General features: G+C 39.6%; 13 protein-coding genes and 1 pseudogene. 1 reads left to right on the top strand and 13 read right to left on the bottom strand.

Annotation, left to right across the window (positions count from 1 at the left end):
- Positions 1-205 precede the first annotated feature (205 nt).
- The 5 genes from rho to spo0F all read right to left on the bottom strand — a co-directional run bounded on the left by rho (position 206) and on the right by spo0F (position 6,037).
- Complete coding sequence (gene rho, locus BAQ48_RS08900) at positions 206-1,477, bottom strand: transcription termination factor Rho (RefSeq protein WP_001053902.1); 1,272 nt, start codon at positions 1,475-1,477, stop codon at positions 206-208.
- A gap of 426 nt (positions 1,478-1,903) precedes the next feature.
- Positions 1,904-2,869 carry a class II fructose-bisphosphatase gene (gene glpX, locus BAQ48_RS08905; protein ID WP_000442336.1) on the bottom strand — a complete coding sequence of 322 codons (966 nt, stop codon included), beginning with the start codon at positions 2,867-2,869 and terminating at the stop codon, positions 1,904-1,906.
- A 121-nt stretch (positions 2,870-2,990) separates the two neighbouring features.
- Positions 2,991-4,280 (bottom strand): UDP-N-acetylglucosamine 1-carboxyvinyltransferase, encoded by a 1,290-nt coding sequence (murA, locus tag BAQ48_RS08910; protein ID WP_000413252.1) that lies wholly within the window; start codon positions 4,278-4,280, stop codon positions 2,991-2,993.
- A 319-nt stretch (positions 4,281-4,599) separates the two neighbouring features.
- A complete protein-coding gene (locus BAQ48_RS08915; protein ID WP_001131847.1) occupies positions 4,600-5,457 on the bottom strand; it encodes a class II fructose-bisphosphate aldolase in 858 nt (285 codons plus the stop codon).
- Between the two features lie 211 nt (positions 5,458-5,668).
- Positions 5,669-6,037, bottom strand: a complete 369-nt coding sequence (gene spo0F, locus BAQ48_RS08920) for a sporulation initiation phosphotransferase Spo0F (RefSeq protein WP_000398592.1) — start codon at positions 6,035-6,037, stop codon at positions 5,669-5,671.
- Between the two features lie 200 nt (positions 6,038-6,237).
- Between spo0F and BAQ48_RS08925 the strand changes: the two genes are divergently transcribed.
- A complete protein-coding gene (locus BAQ48_RS08925; protein WP_071710798.1) occupies positions 6,238-6,762 on the top strand; it encodes a DUF2529 domain-containing protein in 525 nt (174 codons plus the stop codon).
- A 31-nt stretch (positions 6,763-6,793) separates the two neighbouring features.
- On the opposite strand, the gene pyrG is transcribed toward BAQ48_RS08925, so the two are convergent.
- The 8 genes and pseudogenes from pyrG to BAQ48_RS08965 all read right to left on the bottom strand — a co-directional run bounded on the left by pyrG (position 6,794) and on the right by BAQ48_RS08965 (position 16,703).
- Positions 6,794-8,401 (bottom strand): CTP synthase, encoded by a 1,608-nt coding sequence (gene pyrG / locus BAQ48_RS08930; protein WP_000170442.1) that lies wholly within the window; start codon positions 8,399-8,401, stop codon positions 6,794-6,796.
- A 257-nt stretch (positions 8,402-8,658) separates the two neighbouring features.
- Complete coding sequence (gene rpoE / locus BAQ48_RS08935) at positions 8,659-9,189, bottom strand: DNA-directed RNA polymerase subunit delta (protein ID WP_071710799.1); 531 nt, start codon at positions 9,187-9,189, stop codon at positions 8,659-8,661.
- 154 nt (positions 9,190-9,343) lie between these two features.
- Complete coding sequence (locus BAQ48_RS08940; protein ID WP_071710800.1) at positions 9,344-9,973, bottom strand: TetR/AcrR family transcriptional regulator; 630 nt, start codon at positions 9,971-9,973, stop codon at positions 9,344-9,346.
- 66 nt (positions 9,974-10,039) lie between these two features.
- Positions 10,040-11,179, bottom strand: a complete 1,140-nt coding sequence (acdA, locus tag BAQ48_RS08945) for an acyl-CoA dehydrogenase AcdA (RefSeq protein WP_071710801.1) — start codon at positions 11,177-11,179, stop codon at positions 10,040-10,042.
- A 21-nt stretch (positions 11,180-11,200) separates the two neighbouring features.
- The gene (locus BAQ48_RS08950; RefSeq protein WP_071710802.1) at positions 11,201-12,331 is read right to left on the bottom strand and encodes an acyl-CoA dehydrogenase; all 1,131 of its coding nucleotides are present in this window, start codon (positions 12,329-12,331) and stop codon (positions 11,201-11,203) included.
- 72 nt (positions 12,332-12,403) lie between these two features.
- A complete protein-coding gene (locus tag BAQ48_RS08955) occupies positions 12,404-13,255 on the bottom strand; it encodes a 3-hydroxybutyryl-CoA dehydrogenase (protein ID WP_071710803.1) in 852 nt (283 codons plus the stop codon).
- A gap of 45 nt (positions 13,256-13,300) precedes the next feature.
- A pseudogene (locus BAQ48_RS08960) lies at positions 13,301-14,582 on the bottom strand (acetyl-CoA C-acetyltransferase).
- Between the two features lie 9 nt (positions 14,583-14,591).
- A complete protein-coding gene (locus tag BAQ48_RS08965) occupies positions 14,592-16,703 on the bottom strand; it encodes a (Fe-S)-binding protein (RefSeq protein WP_001086780.1) in 2,112 nt (703 codons plus the stop codon).
- Positions 16,704-16,898: the final 195 nt, after the last annotated feature.

Raw genomic sequence — 16,898 nt, forward strand, 5'->3', positions numbered from 1 at the left:
TAGAGGCGCCTTTTGCCTCGTAGGAAGACGCGAAACCACCGACCATTGTAGCCGCTGGAGCTGGATATTACCTTAAAGCCCAGGCGGCTCATTCAGCTCCCACTATAATCAACCAATATCCTTCCACTTATCTCTCTTTAACATCACCTGAAAAACATAAAAAACTCGCTTACCACAAAAATAAGCGAGTCCCAATCTTTTCCCTTTACTTAGTTGTTACATATCTTTTCGAGTCTGCAACAATGTTTTGTAAAAATTCTTCATTTGTCTTTGTTTGACGAAGCTTACGCAAGAAACCTTCAACAAAGTCTGGTGTATCACGCATTGTTTTACGAATACCCCATAACTTGTCTAAATGTTCTTTCGGAATTAATAGATCTTCTTTACGTGTACCAGAACGACGAATATCAATCGCTGGGAAGATACGACGTTCAGCTAATGAACGATCTAAGTGAAGTTCCATATTTCCAGTTCCTTTAAACTCCTCGTAAATTACATCGTCCATACGAGATCCTGTATCAACAAGCGCTGTTGCTAAAATAGTTAAGCTACCGCCCTCTTCAATATTACGCGCTGCCCCAAAGAAACGCTTCGGTCTATGGAAGGCCGCTGGATCGATACCACCCGATAATGTTCTACCACTTGGTGGAATAACAAGGTTGTAAGCTCGCGCTAAACGGGTAATACTATCCATTAAAATGATAACATCTTTTTTGTGCTCTACAAGACGCATTGCACGTTCTAACACAAGTTCAGCTACTTTAATATGATTTTCTGGTACTTCATCAAAAGTAGAACTTACAACATCTCCTTTAACAGAACGTTCAATATCTGTTACTTCCTCTGGACGCTCATCAATTAAAAGTACAATTAATTCTGCTTCCGGATGATTTGTTGTAACACTGTGTGCGATTTCTTTTAATAGACTAGTTTTACCAGCCTTTGGAGGCGCGACAATTAAACCACGTTGTCCAAATCCAACTGGTGCGATTAAATCCATGATGCGTGTCGGTAACTTTTTCGGTTCCGTTTCCAATTTCATTTGGCGATCTGGGTATAATGGTGTTAATGCAGGGAAATGCACACGCTCTTTTGCTGAATCTGGATCATCTCCGTTTACAGCTTCAACTTGTAATAACCCAAAATAGCGTTCATTTTCTTTCGGAGGTCGTACTTTACCAGAAACTTTGTCTCCATTACGTAAATCGAAACGACGGATTTGCGAAGCTGAGATATAAATATCTTCTGAGCTTGGAGAATAGTTGATAGGACGTAGGAATCCAAATCCTTCTGATTGAATAATTTCTAATACGCCTTCCATGAAAAAGAAACCTTCTTTTTCTGCTCGGGCTTTCAAAATAGAAAAAATTAACTCTTTTTTCGTTAACTTGCTATAATACGAAATCTTAAATTCTTTCGCAAGCTCATATAATTCTTTTAATTTCATGTTTTCTAATGCTGCAATTGACAAATTCATTCAGACACCACACTTTAACGTTATTCTCTTTTCAAATGGGTAAAGGGAAAAAATACGGAAGGCAAATAATTAATAATGAAAGGCAATAAGTTCAAGTAGGGTAATATTCACTATTGTAACCCTTTTATCTAGTTTTAATCAATACGTTGAAACACAAATACAAGAAGCGAAGACAAGAAAATTTGTCTTCGCTTTTTATATTTCTTTCTTTTTTCTACTCACCTGATTTTAAGGGAGAATAGATAAGGCATTTCACTCTCTCGTTTGAAGTGCCCTGCAATTCTTAACAAGCTGCTTCCGCTTTTTATTTAATCCAGCTCCGGTGGCTAGAAGGGTCAGTCATTTCACCCCTTCCTACGAGGCACAAAACGCCTCTTTGTCAGGAGCTCCAATGCCTTCCCCTTCTGAGCAAGCCACCTCCGCTTTTTATTTAATAACCAAGTTTGGTTTTTTATTTAAGCTATGGCGTCCGTCTACAAAGCGTACTGTACCTGACTTCGCACGCATAACAAGGGATTGCGTTGTTCCTACGCTACCTTTAAATTGAACACCGCGTAATAGTTCTCCATCTGTTACACCTGTTGCTGCAAAGATTGCATCGTCACCTTTTACTAAGTCCTCCATGCGAAGGATACGGTTGATGTCTTCTATGCCCATCTTTTTGCAACGCGCTAATTCAGCTTCGTTTTGTGGTAATAGTTTTCCGTGAATCTCGCCGCCTAAACATTTCAATGCAACTGCTGCTAATACACCCTCAGGTGCACCACCAGAACCGAATAAAATATCTACACCAGTACGATCAAATGCAGTATTAATTGCGCCAGCTACGTCTCCATCATTAATCAATTTAATGCGAGCACCAGCTTTACGAATTTCTTCAATAATCGCTTGATGACGTGGACGATTTAAAACTGTCGCTACAACATCTTCAATATCTTTATTTTTCGCTTTCGCAACTGCACGTAAGTTATCGATAATAGGCGCATCAATATCGACTGCCCCAACCGCTTCTGGGCCAACCGCGATTTTATCCATGTACATGTCAGGAGCATGTAACAAATTGCCGTGATCTGCGATTGCAATAACAGCAAGTGCGTTCCATCCGCCAGCTGCTACGATGTTTGTCCCTTCTAAAGGATCAACTGCAACGTCTACGCGCGGACCATATCCTGTACCTAATTTCTCTCCGATATACAGCATTGGCGCTTCATCCATTTCACCTTCACCAATTACAACTGTACCTTTCATCGGAATTGTATCAAATACATCACGCATAGCTGATGTTGCTGCACCGTCTGCCTCATCTTTTTTCCCGCGTCCCATCCAACGCGCTGATGATAATGCTGCAGCCTCTGTTACACGTACTAACTCCATAGATAAACTTCTTTCCAAGATAATCCCTCTCCTTTAAGTCTCTAATATTTCTGCCGTATTTTGTGAACCGGATTTTTCTATAAAATGTACTTCCGCTAATGATGATTCTTCGCTCCCCATTAACGGAAGTATCACCACTTTAAGCGTTCTTCATTTCTTCAATCTCTTGCTTTGTCATTTGCTCTCGCCAAATGTTTGCACCAAGCCCCTTAAGCTTGTCTACTATATTTTCGTAACCTCGATCAATATGCTCAAGTCCGGTTACTTCTGTAATGCCATCCGCCATTAACCCCGCAATAACAAGCGCAGCTCCAGCTCGCAAATCACTTGCTTTCACTTTTGCACCTTGCAGTAAAACAGGGCCAGTTACAATAGCTGAACGACCTTCTACTTTAATTTGTGCATTCATACGACGTAATTCATCGATATGTTTAAAACGTGCGCCATAAATCGTATCCGTTACAACACCCGTTCCATGCGCCTTTGTTAAAAGTGTTGTAAACGGCTGTTGTAAATCTGTTGGGAAACCTGGATATACAAGCGTTTTTATATCAACTACTTTTAATCTTCTATCACCGTTCACTGTAATTTGGTCATCATTCGTTTCAACTTGGACACCAGCTTCTCTTAACTTTGCCGTAACTGACTCTAAATGCTGAGGAATAACATTATCAACTGTTACTTCTCCTCCTGACGCAGCACCTAAAATCATATACGTACCCGCTTCAATACGATCTGGAATAATTGTATGATGACAACCGTGCAGTGAATCCACACCATCAATTCGGATTACATCTGTACCAGCACCTTTAATGCGTGCTCCCATGCTCGTCAACAAGGTAGCTACATCAATAATCTCAGGTTCTTTCGCTGCATTTTCAATAACAGTTCTACCTTTCGCTCGTACAGCTGCTAACATAATATTAATTGTAGCCCCTACGCTAACAACGTCTAAATAAATACGTGCTCCGCGCAATTCATCTGCTCTTAAGTAGATAGCACCCTGTTCATTTGTAACATGTGCACCTAGCGCTTCAAAACCTTTAATATGCTGATCAATCGGTCTTGGTCCTAAATGACATCCACCCGGAAGCCCAATAACAGCTTTTTTAAAGCGGCCAAGCATCGCACCCATTAAATAATAAGAAGCGCGTAATTTTTTCACTTTTCCATTTGGCAAAGGCATCGCAACCATATTAGAAGGATCGACTACCATCTCTTCCTCCTGTCCATAAGTTACTTTCCCTCCAATTTCCTCTAGTAAGTCTCCTAGCATTTTCACGTCCGAAATATTAGGAACACCACCAATAGTTACTGGAGTATCTGCTAAAATTGTCGCTGGAATTAGTGCAACGGCGCTGTTCTTTGCACCACTCACGCGAATTGTTCCATTTAAAGCTCTTCCGCCTTCAATTAGCAATTTTTCCATATTGAGCTCCCTTCTTGTGAATGTATTTACTTTCTATTTTCTTTATAGAAAGCTCCCCTTAAGAATCTCAACTACTCTTTCCACCCTAAAAACCATCACCTACAGTGCCCCTGTAGTATAAATAGGTGAAGGTTAACTATTCATCGAATTATAAATCAGATACTTATCACATTTATTAATAGGACTATGCACATTATTTTCTATATTTAAAGATTTAAAAATTCACTTTATCAAATCTTTCGACTTGTTCACGCTTTCATTATACAACGAAAGGAAACCGTCTAAAAGAGTAGACGGTTTCCAAAACGGAATTTTATTCTTACGCTTTACCGTTAGAACCGAATTCGCGCATTTTACCAGCAACAGTTGCTTTGATAGCGTCGCGGCCAGGTCCGATAAATTTACGAGGATCGTAAACTTCTTGGTCTTTGTTTAATACTTCACGAACAGCTTTTGTAAACTCGATTTGGTTCTCAGTGTTTACGTTGATTTTTGAAGTACCTAAAGAGATAGCTTTTACGATATCAGCAGTTGGGATACCAGTACCACCGTGTAATACTAAAGGTACACCAGTGAAGTCACGAACTTGTTCCATTTCAGCGAATCCTAAGTTAGGCTCACCTTTGTAAGGACCGTGTACAGAACCTAAAGCTGGAGCTAGGCAGTCGATGCCAGTTGCTTCAACAAGGTGTTTACACTCTGCAGGATCAGCGTAAATTACGCCTTCAGCGATTACGTCGTCTTCTTGTCCGCCAACTGTTCCAAGCTCAGCTTCAACAGATACGTTACGAGCGTGTGCGTATTCTACTACTTTTTTAGTAGTTTCAACGTTTTCTTCGAATGGGTGGTGAGAAGCGTCGATCATTACAGATGTGAAACCTGCATCGATTGCTTCTTTACACTTTTCAAAGCTTGAACCATGGTCAAGGTGAATCGCTACAGGAACAGAAATGTTCATTTCTTCGATTAAAGCTTTAACCATAGCTACAACTGTTTTGAAACCAGTCATATGACGAGCTGCACCCTCAGATACACCTAGGATTACAGGAGATTTTTCTTCTTCCGCAGCAGCTAAGATAGCTTGAGTCCACTCTAAGTTGTTCATGTTGAATTGACCAACTGCGTATTTTCCTTCTAGTGCTTTGTTTAGCATTTCTTTCATAGAAACTAAAGGCATGGTGAATCCTCCTAAAAAACGTTTTTTGTATCCGATAAGTTCTTATCGCTGGTAGTATGACCAGGATAAGGTAAAATATGTATATCTACATACCGGACTTTTTTCTACACTCCATAGGATAACAACTTGTACTCAAAAACTCAACCGTATTCACCTGCACAATAGTCCATGTAAACGCTTTTTTCCATATTTTTTATAAAAAATTCATTTTTTATGCCTCTACAGCAAGCTGATCTCTCACCGCTTGACGAATTTCATCAATATCAAATGGTTTGGCAAAGTGCATTAAAGCTCCTAAATCTTTTGCTTCTTGGATCATATCAAGCTCTCCATAAGCAGTCATTAAAATTACTTTAATACTCTCATCAATTTCCTTTACATGTTTTAAAATCTCTATACCATCCATACCTGGAATTTTCATATCTAATACGACTAAATCTGGATTGTCTTTTTTCACGATATCTAAAGCTTGAAAACCATTCGCTGCTTGGAACGTCTGATAACCTTCTTTTTGGAACACTTCATGTAATAACACACGAATGCCATATTGATCATCAACGATTAAAATTTTCCCTTCCATAACTCCCAACCTTTCTGTGTAAGTACAAGATTTACAGCTTCTTATATCTTATCGATTTATTTTCGCTATTCTTTGCCAAATTCCTTCCTATTCTTTCTTATTTTACCGTTTCCTATTTCGTTATGCCACCTACGATTTCACCTTTCTAAAAAAATAAACTATAATGAAAACCGGCAAACACGTACGAAAGGAGTAACATTATGTTAAAAATTTTTTCAACTCAATTAAGTGGTTATTTCTCCAGAGTTTCTCAAAAAGAGGAAATGAATATAGAGGATAGTGCTCGTCTACTTGCTCAAGCACTAGTTGGCGATGGTTACATTTATTTACATGGTACAAATGAAATGGAGGGCGTTGTTGCTGAAGCGCTATTCGGTGCTGAACCAATGAAGCAAGCAAAACGATTATTTGAAAATGGGAAAGAAGTAGAAGTAACTTCTGCAGATCGTGTACTTCTTATTAGCCGTTTTTCAACAGATGAAGAAGTTATAGCAATCGCAAAAAAACTTCAAGCAGATGGACACTCTATTGTCGGCATCTCTGCTATTCAAGAAGGTACTGAATCATTAGAGCAATATACAGATGTACATATTGATACAAAACTGTTAAAAGGTCTTATTCCAGACGATGAAGGTAACCGCTACGGATTCCCAAGTTTAATTGTAGCTTTATTTGCTTATCACGGAATTAAATTTACAATTGATGAAATGTTAAACGAATATTAAAAAAAGCGCCTGAAATCAGGCGCTTTTTTTATTACTTGCTCTCTTTATTCGTAATAGAAGCACTTACGAAATCATGGAACAATGGTTGTGGGCGGTTTGGACGAGATACAAGTTCTGGGTGGAACTGTGCTGCCACGAACCAAGGGTGATCTTTTAATTCAATGATTTCAACTAGACGGCCGTCTGGGCTTGTACCAGAGAATACAAATCCTGCTTTTTCCATATCCGGACGGAATTGATTGTTGAACTCATAACGATGACGATGACGCTCATATACAACCGGCTCACTGTAAGCTCTGTAAGCATTTGTTTCTTCAGAAAGCTTACATGGATATAGACCAAGACGAAGTGTACCACCTAAGTCTTCTACATCTTTTTGTTCTGGTAATAAGTCGATGATTGCATAAGGTGTGTCAGGATTAATTTCAGAAGAGTTAGCTCCTTCTAATCCTAATACGTTACGTGCGAATTCGATTGATGCAAGTTGCATACCTAAGCAAATTCCTAAGAATGGAACTTTATTTTCACGAGCGTATTGAATTGCAACGATTTTACCTTCTACACCACGATCGCCGAAGCCACCTGGTACAAGGATACCATCTGTGTCTCCTACTAATTCTTGTACATTTTCTGCTGTTACGTGCTCAGCATTTACCCATTTCACTTCTACATCTGTATCGAAAGAGTAACCTGCATGACGAAGTGCTTCTACAACAGAAATGTATGCATCTTGAAGTTCTACATACTTACCAACAAGAGCGATTTTTGTTTTCTTAGAAAGGTTACGTACTTTATCAACTAGCGCAGTCCACTCTGTCATATCTGCAGCTGGATTGTCTAATTTTAAGTGATCACAAACGATTTGGTCCATATTTTGCTCTTGAAGAGATAATGGAACTGCATATAAAGTATCTGCATCGCGCGCTTCGATAACTGCTTTTGTATCGATGTCACAGAATAATGCAAGCTTGTCTTTCATATCTTGAGAAACAGGCAGTTCTGTACGAACAACGATAATATTTGGTTGAATACCTAAGCTGCGAAGCTCTTTAACGCTATGTTGCGTTGGTTTTGTTTTCATTTCACCCGCTGCTTTTAAGTACGGGATTAACGTACAGTGAATGTACATTACATTGTCACGACCGATGTCGCTCTTAATTTGACGGATTGCTTCTAAGAATGGTAGAGACTCGATATCACCAACAGTTCCACCGATTTCTGTAATAACAACGTCCGCATTTGTTTCGCGACCAGAACGGTATACACGTTCTTTAATTTCATTAGTAATGTGAGGAATAACTTGAACTGTTCCTCCTAAGTATTCACCACGACGCTCTTTTTGAAGAACTGAAGAGTAAATTTTACCTGTTGTTACGTTGCTGTATTTGTTTAAGTTAATGTCGATGAAACGCTCATAGTGACCAAGGTCTAAGTCAGTTTCTGCGCCATCATCTGTTACGAATACCTCACCGTGTTGGTATGGGCTCATAGTCCCTGGGTCTACGTTAATGTATGGATCAAACTTTTGAATCGTTACGTTTAACCCACGGTTTTTTAATAGTCTTCCAAGAGATGCTGCTGTAATACCTTTACCTAAAGACGATACTACACCGCCTGTTACAAAAATATACTTAGTCATGAAAAAGCTCCCTTCTACTTTGCTGTTATATAATCACCGTTGCAAAGCGCAACGTATGTAGATAACACTGTATCTATCTTATTGTTAGGCTCTTTTTATTTTCTAAACAAAAAACAAAAAAGAAAATTGCTCCCCTCATCACATAAAGTAATAAGTAGGGAGCAATTTTCTTTTATATTTACACTTTAAAAGTATTATCGTCCTTTTTTAAAGAGCCCAAAAATGATTCTACATGGACGATAATGAAAAGTCAAGAACTACAGTTCTTCCTCTTCTTCTTCTTCAGTTTCATCGTACTCAAGTTCTTCTTCAGCGAAGTCTTCATCATCTTCATCTAAATCATCAAGATCGTCGTCATCTCCGTCTTCATCTTCAAGAACCTTGTCCAAATCTTCTACATCATCTTCTTCATCTGCATTTCCGTCTGCATCGTCAAAGTCTTCATCTTCTTCAATGTAGTCGTCAAAACCGTCTTCTTCAACTTTACGTTTCTTCTTCGGTTTTGGTTGTGGTAAGATTTCTTCATCAATTTGCTCATATGGGTACCAGCTGCGTAGCCCCCAACGATTTTCTCCTAAATTAATGAAACGTCCATCGATGTTTAAATCTGTATAAAATTGTGCGAGTTTCGCATTAACTTGCTCTTGAGATAGTCCCAGCACTTGAGCGATTTCTTGAACCAACTCGTTGAATGTCGTTGCTTGTCTTTTATCCCCTAAAACGCTATGTACAACTTCAATCATTGAACATTCTTTTAGCTCTTCTGGTGAATATTGCTTAAAATTCACTTATGCGGCACTTCCTTTCATCAAATATAACCTTATATATAACGGTCTGCTTAAAAAAATCCATACTATTCATTATAAACAAAAGTCGCACAAATATGCTACAAAAAAAACGGGAAACTTTTATATGGCAATAAAATTATAATTTGTCCGTTCCTTATTTCGGAAGCATATGAGCCCCCTGCAACACATACCTAATTTGCATTTCTGTATATTCCTCGAGCGTATATAATTTTTGCAAGGCCCAGCGTCTAAATCCCCACATTTGTCCTTGTATGAAAATATTATGTGCAAGAAGCTGTATTTCCTTATTATTTAATGTAAATGTTCCGTTTTCTGTACACTGTTCTAAAATATTTTCAAACATCCCTACCATTTGAAACTCTTTTTCTAATACGTATGGAAGAGATTCTTTCGGTAAAAAACGTACTTCTTGATACATAATTAATACTTCTTCTTGCAATTCGTCCATAACCTTAAAATAATTCGTTATCGCTATCTTTAAACTTTCTATACTTCCCTTCTCTGTACACACTACTTCCTCTAACCGTTCTTTTACATGTTCATAAATACTATCACAAACTAAATATAAAACATCATCTTTTGTACGAATATATTCATAAAGTGTTCCAATACTAAAGCCCGCCGCCTTCGCAATTTCTCTCGTTGTTGTACGCGGAAATCCTTTTTGCTTAAACAATTGCACCGCACCTTTAATCATTTGTTCACGCCTTAACGCAACTAACTTCTCATCTTTTACTGATGCATGTACGTTATGTTTAACCATCCCCTTCACCTCTCTCTATTATTTTTTGGAAGGAAAAAGCGTAGGAAAATACCTACGCTTTCGTTCCTACTTCGTTAACATACGAGAAATTACAAGCCTTTGAATCTCTTGTGTTCCTTCATAAATCTGTGTGATTTTTGCATCTCGCATATAACGCTCTACTGGATAATCTTTCGTATAACCGTAACCACCAAATACTTGTACCGCTTCCGTCGTCACCTTCATCGCGGTATCACCTGCAAATACTTTTGACATCGCTGATTCTTTCCCATACGGAAGCCCTTCCGATTCAAGCCAAGCTGCTTGATATGTTAAAAGGCGCGCCGCCTCTATATCCGTTGCCATATCCGCAAGTTTAAAGCCAATCCCTTGCTGCGCCGCAATCGGCTTCCCAAACTGATGGCGCTCTCTTGCATATTCTACAGAAGCATCTAAAGCCCCTTGTGCAATACCAACCGCTTGCGCCGCAATACCATTACGACCGCCATCTAATGTTTGCATCGCAATCTTAAATCCTTGCCCTTCTTCTCCAAGTAAGTTCTCTACAGGAATACGGCAATCTTCAAACATAATTTCAGTCGTTGGCGAAGAGCGAATCCCTAACTTACTTTCTTTCTTCCCAACTGAAAATCCTGGTGTATCACTTTCTACAATAAATGCACTCGTACCGCGCTGCTTCGATTCAGGATCTGTTAGCGCAAAAACAACATAAATATCGGCAATGCCGCCATTTGTAATAAAGATTTTCGATCCATTTAATACGTAATGGTCTCCATCTCTTTTTGCAATTGTCTTCATTCCACCAGCGTCCGATCCAGATCCTGTCTCAGTTAAACCATATGCACCAATTTTCGTCCCTTCAGCCATCGGTCGCAAAAACTTTTGCTTTTGCTCTTCCGTTCCGAATTTAAAAATTGGCCATCCAGCAAGTGAAGTATGCGCAGACAGTGTTACCCCTGTAGAGGCACAAACGCGAGATAACTCTTCAATTGCAATTACGTACGCCAAGTAATCGCTTCCAATTCCGCCGTACTCTTCAGGCCATGGGATACCTGTCAAGCCAAGCTCTGCCATTTGATCAAATAAAGCACGATCAAATCTCTCTTCCTCATCACGCTGCGCTGCTGTTGGTGCTACTTCGTTTTTAGCAAAGTCTCGAACCATTTTTCTTATCATTTCATGTTCTTCTGATAGTTTAAAATGCATCTCCGTCTCCCCCTCGTCCTTTTATAAAGCACGGCTAATAACAAGTTTTTGTATTTCACTCGTTCCTTCATAAATTTGTGTGATCTTCGCATCACGGAAAAATCGCTCTACTGGATAATCTTTCGTATAACCGTAACCACCAAATACTTGCACCGCTTCAATCGAAACTTCAACTGCCGTCTTAGAAGCGAATAATTTTGCAATAGACGCTTCTTTCCCGCACGGTAACCCTTGTGCTCTAAGCGATGCAGCTCTATATACAAGTAAGCGTGCAGCCTCCACATTTGTCGCCATATCTGCAAGTTTGAAGCCAATCCCTTGCTGCGCCGCAATCGGCTTCCCAAATTGCTCTCGTTCTTTTGCATAATCAATCGCACATGTAAGCGCTGCTTCAGCAATTCCTAACGCCTGTGCACCGATTCCAATTCGTCCAACATCTAAATTCGCCATCGCCACCTTGAATCCTTGTCCTTCTTCCCCAAGTAAATTCTCAGCTGGCACTTTCATATCTTCAAACGTAAGTTGTACTGTGCGTGAACCAAGAAGCCCCATCTTATGCTCGTCTTTTCCTATAATTAAACCAGGCGTATCTTTCTCTACTATGAATGCGGAAATACCACTTTTTCCTGCCTCTGGATTTGTAGAAGCGAATACAATATATGTACTTGCTTCGCCCCCATTTGTAATAAATACTTTCGATCCATTAATAATGTAGTGATCGTCTTTTTTTACAGCTCTTGACTTCAAACTCCCTGCATCCGATCCTGCATTTGGTTCTGTTAATGCAAATGCACCTAAATATTCACCAGTCGCAAGTTTAGAAACGTATTTCTGCTTCTGTTCTTCTGTTCCGAAATATAAAATCGGATTCATACCAACTGACGTATGTACAGCTAAAATTACACCAACCGTTGCGCTTACCTTTGAGATCTCTTCAATTGCTAAAATGTAAGAAATGAAATCCATTTCTGCGCCGCCGTATTTCGCAGGCGCTGGAATACCCATTAACCCAAGCTCACCCATCTTTTGCAAAATTTCTTTCGGGAACACCCCTTGTTCCATACTAGGAACAAAGGGAGCTATTTCTTTCTGTGCAAAATCTCGAACCATTTTCCTCATCATTTGCTGCTCTTCAGTAAAATGAAAATTCATATACTTCGCCTCCATTTGCTATATATCTTTTAAACAATTTGGTAAGACCACTATTTTAATAAAGGGAGGAATTTATTCGTAAACGTAGAAACCACGGCCTGTTTTACGTCCTAACCATCCTGCATTTACGTACTTACGTAATAATGGACATGGGCGATATTTACTATCTCCTAATCCTTCATGCAACACTTCCATAATGTATAAACATGTGTCTAAACCGATAAAATCAGCTAACGTTAGAGGTCCCATCGGATGATTCATACCAAGTTTCATTACTTCATCAATCGCTTCTTTCGTCGCTACACCTTCATATAACGTATAAATTGCTTCGTTAATCATCGGTAATAAAATACGGTTCGATACAAACCCTGGGAAATCATTTACTTCAACTGGAACTTTCCCAATTTTCTTCGTAATGTCTTCAATCGTTTCGTATACCGCATCATCCGTAGCTAAACCACGAATAATTTCAACAAGCTTCATAACAGGAACTGGATTCATAAAGTGCATACCGATTACTTTTTCTGGACGTTTCGTTACCGCTGCAATTTCTGTAATTGGCAACGATGACGTATTCGTCGCTAAAATGGCATGATCCGGTGCGATTTCATCTAGATTCGCAAAAATTTTCTTTTTAATATCCATTTTCTCAACAGCCGCTTCAATAATAAGATCAGCTTCTTTCACACAATCTAAATCAAGCGTTACTGTAAGACGATTTAACGTCGCTTCCTTCTCTTCTTCTTTCATACGTCCTTTTTCTACTTGGCGTGCTAAGTTTTTCGTAATGATAGCCAGCCCTCTATCTAATTGCTCTTGTTTTAAATCTTGAACCTTCACGTCATATCCTGCCATTGCACACACTTGTGCGATTCCCGATCCCATTTGTCCTGCACCAATTACAACAATTTTTTGTACACCCATTTCTTCTTCCCCCTTAATTGTTAATAAACGATATAGATTCTAAAATTAATGAACTTCAATCATCACTGCGTCACCTTGACCGCCACCACTACAAATTGAAGCAATGCCAATTCCGCCGCCGCGCTGCTTAAGTGCATGGATTAGTGTAACGATAATACGCGCTCCGCTTGCCCCAATTGGATGTCCCATCGCCACTGCGCCGCCATTTACATTCAATTTTTCTGGGTCAATTCCCGCAATATCTGTACTTGCAATTGCTACCGCTGCAAATGCTTCATTAATCTCAAATAAATCGATATCTTCAATTGTCTTGCCTGTTTTTTTCAACAATGCGTTAATTGCATAGCCTGGTGTTCTTGGGAAATCCTTTGATTCTACCGCGATTGCCGTATGCGCTAAAATTGTCGCTAATGGCGTTCTTCCTTCTTGCTTCGCTCTGTCCTCGCTCATTAATACAAGTGCAGCACCGCCATCATTTAGGCCAGGAGCATTACCAGCTGTCACTGCTGCCGTCTTATCAAATACAGGCTTTAATTTTGCTAACTTTTCAACCGTTGTATCCGCGCGTGGCGCTTCATCCTTTGCAACAACGATAGGATCGCCTTTTCTTTGTGGAATCGTTACTGGCACAATTTCCGCTTCAAAACGGCCTTCTTTGTGTGCAGCAACCGCACGCTGATGGCTACGATATGCCCATTCATCTTGCGCTTCGCGAGAAATTCCATCTTCCTTCGCAACTTCTCCGCCATAAACACCCATGTGTATACCTGAAAATGCGCATGTTAAACCGTCTGCAACGTTTAAATCGATAACTTCGTTGTTGCCCATTCTGTATCCCCATCTTGCCCCACGTAAAATGTAAGGACTGTTACTCATCGACTCCATACCACCAGCTACAATCAATGATTGATCGCCAGTACGAATAATTTGATCCGCTAACGTAACCGCACGAAGCCCTGATGCACAAACTTTATTCACTGTTTCCGTCTGCACTTCCCAAGGGATTCCAGCAGCCCTCGCCGCTTGGCGCGATGGAATTTGCCCCTGTCCACCTTGAATAACCGTTCCAAATATAACTTCCTCAACATCACTAGCAGAAACATTTGCTCTTTCAAGCGCCGCTTTAATTGCAATTCCTCCAAGTTCCGTTGCTTTCACATCTTTTAAAGTTCCTCCAAATTTCCCAACCGGTGTTCTTGCTGCACTTAAAATAACTGTTTTACTCATTCCTCTTTCCCCCATTTCTTTTTATCACTGAGCGCGCGCTCGGTGTTCCTACGTTGAGAAGAGGTGCAATGATTGCACCTCTTTCTAAAGTTGTATGCATTCCTACAAACTAGATTGCTTCTTTCTTCTGTCCAATAACTGAGCGTTCTAAAATCTCTGTTACATCGAGAGTTTGAACTTTCTCTTCAACTTCTTTCGCTTTCGTACCATCACTAATCATTGTTAAGCAATAAGGACATCCTGTACCGATAATGGATGGCTGTACAGCTAATGCTTGCTCTGTACGAGCAACGTTAATACGTGAACCTGTTGTTTCTTCCATCCACATTAAACCGCCACCTGCGCCACAGCACATTCCAGTTTCGCGATTTCGTGCCATCTCTACAAGATTCACTCCAGGAATCGCTTTCAAAATATCACGCGGCGCTTCGTACACTTCGTTGTATCTTCCTAAGTAACAGGAATCATGGTACGTAACTGTTTCCTCAATAGCGTGAACAGGCTTTAAGCGACCTTCTTTCACCCACTGAGCTAACAATTCTGTATGATGATAGACTTCTGCTTGTAAACCAAAGTCCGGATACTCATTTTTAAATGTGTTATAAGCATGAGGATCAATCGTAACGATTTTCTTCACTCCTGCCTTTTCAAATTCTTCAATATTCTTTGTCGCCATCTCTTGGAATACAAATTCATTTCCAAGGCGGCGCGGTGTATCTCCAGAATTCTTTTCTTTATTACCGAGAATCGCGAATGAAATGCCTGCTTCGTTCATTAACTTCGCAAACGATATCGCAATCTTCTGACTACGATTGTCGTATGATCCCATTGAACCAACCCAGAATAAATACTCGAATTCTTCACCAGCTTTTGATTTTTCTTTTACTGTTGGAACTGTTACTTCGTCATCACCTTGGCGCCATGTTTCGCGCTCTTTACGGTTCAGACCCCACGGATTTCCTTGACGTTCAATGTTTGTCATCGCGCGTTGTGCTTCCGCGTCCATTTTTCCTTCTGTTAAAACGAGATAACGGCGTAAATCAATAATTTTGTCAACATGTTCATTCATAACTGGACATTGATCTTCACAGTTACGACACGTTGTACATGCCCAGATTTCTTCTTCTGTAATAACATCTCCGATTAAACTCGGATCGTAAGCGAGTGTTGTAGCCGCTGATTCTTGTTGCCCTTTTCCAGCTGCCATCATCGCTAACTGATTTCCTTGTGTATTATTAAAAGCCACTACTGGAACCCACGGTGCTTTTGATGTTACCGCAGCTCCTTTATCAGTTAAATGATCACGAAGCTTTAAAATCAAGTCCATCGGCGATAGCATTTTTCCTGTGCCTGTTGCTGGACACATATTTGTACAGCGACCACACTCTACACAAGCGTATAAATCAATAAGTTGATTTTGTCTAAAGTCTTCAATTTTACCAACACCAAATGTTTCTTGCGTTTCATCTTCAAAATCAATCTTTTCAAGCTTCCCTGGGTTTGAAAGACGACCGAAGAATACATTAGCTGGTCCCGCAATTAAATGCGCATGTTTTGATTGTGGAACATACACTAAAAATGTTAACAAGATTAGTAAATGCACCCACCAAGAGAAATAGAACACCGAAATGGCTACGGTTTCATTTATCCCACCAAAAACGTAAGCGATTGCAGAAGCGATTGGTTCACTCCATGAAAGCTCCTCGCCATGCCATATAAGTCCCATACCGTTACCAAGTAGTACAGAAACCATTAAGCCTCCGATAAAAATAAGAACAAGGCCCGATTTAAAGTTACGTTTTAAACGAACAAGCTTTTCAACATAGCGTCTATGAAAAGCCCAAAAGACTGCAATTAAAATTACAAGTGTGACAATTTCCTGGAAGAATGTAAATGCAGGGTATAGTGGTCCAAGTGGAAGATGTGATCCTGGTGCGAGTCCTTTCCAAACGAAGTCAATTGCTCCAAATTGGACAAGAATAAATCCGTAAAAGAACATAACGTGAATAATGCCGCTCTTTTTATCTTTCAGCAGCTTTTTCTGACCGAAAACATTAACTTTAAGAAGATCCCAACGCTCTTTAAAACGACGATCAAATTCAATCTTTTTTCCTAATTGTATGTAGGCCATCCTCGTTCGTATAAGATACACAAACAAATATCCCGCATAAGCAATAACAGCAATGGCAGCCAGCCAATTAATGATCAGTAAGCTATTCATTTTTATGCTACCCCTCTCTTTGTAAGCCCTCTTTCTTTTTTAGAATCTTCAAAAACATATAATTTTCTGAATTTTTTTCCCCTATCTTCATTATATAATGAGTGAGCATTCAGTCAACAGTTTTTTGTTATACAACAACATATTTTTTAATAAAGCTGTTTATTTCGGTGAAACTATAAAGTGAAACTTTAAGCA

The sequence above is a fragment of the Bacillus luti genome (assembly GCF_001884105.1).
Taxonomy (GTDB): domain Bacteria; phylum Bacillota; class Bacilli; order Bacillales; family Bacillaceae_G; genus Bacillus_A; species Bacillus_A luti.

Excerpts from the sequence above, each read along its gene's own strand:
- rho (WP_001053902.1), bottom strand. The coding sequence starts at position 1,477 with ATGAATTTGTCAATTGCAGCATTAGAAAACATGAAATTAAAAGAATTA.
- murA (WP_000413252.1), bottom strand. The coding sequence starts at position 4,280 with ATGGAAAAATTGCTAATTGAAGGCGGAAGAGCTTTAAATGGAACAATT.
- BAQ48_RS08915 (WP_001131847.1), bottom strand. The coding sequence starts at position 5,457 with ATGCCTTTAGTTTCTATGAAAGAAATGCTAAACAAAGCACTAGAAGGA.
- spo0F (WP_000398592.1), bottom strand. The coding sequence starts at position 6,037 with ATGGAAGGGAAAATTTTAATCGTTGATGATCAATATGGCATTCGTGTG.
- BAQ48_RS08925 (WP_071710798.1), top strand. The coding sequence starts at position 6,238 with ATGTTAAAAATTTTTTCAACTCAATTAAGTGGTTATTTCTCCAGAGTT.
- pyrG (WP_000170442.1), bottom strand. The coding sequence starts at position 8,401 with ATGACTAAGTATATTTTTGTAACAGGCGGTGTAGTATCGTCTTTAGGT.
- BAQ48_RS08940 (WP_071710800.1), bottom strand. The coding sequence starts at position 9,973 with ATGGTTAAACATAACGTACATGCATCAGTAAAAGATGAGAAGTTAGTT.
- acdA (WP_071710801.1), bottom strand. The coding sequence starts at position 11,179 with ATGCATTTTAAACTATCAGAAGAACATGAAATGATAAGAAAAATGGTT.
- BAQ48_RS08950 (WP_071710802.1), bottom strand. The coding sequence starts at position 12,331 with ATGAATTTTCATTTTACTGAAGAGCAGCAAATGATGAGGAAAATGGTT.
- BAQ48_RS08955 (WP_071710803.1), bottom strand. The coding sequence starts at position 13,255 with ATGGGTGTACAAAAAATTGTTGTAATTGGTGCAGGACAAATGGGATCG.
- BAQ48_RS08965 (WP_001086780.1), bottom strand. The coding sequence starts at position 16,703 with ATGAATAGCTTACTGATCATTAATTGGCTGGCTGCCATTGCTGTTATT.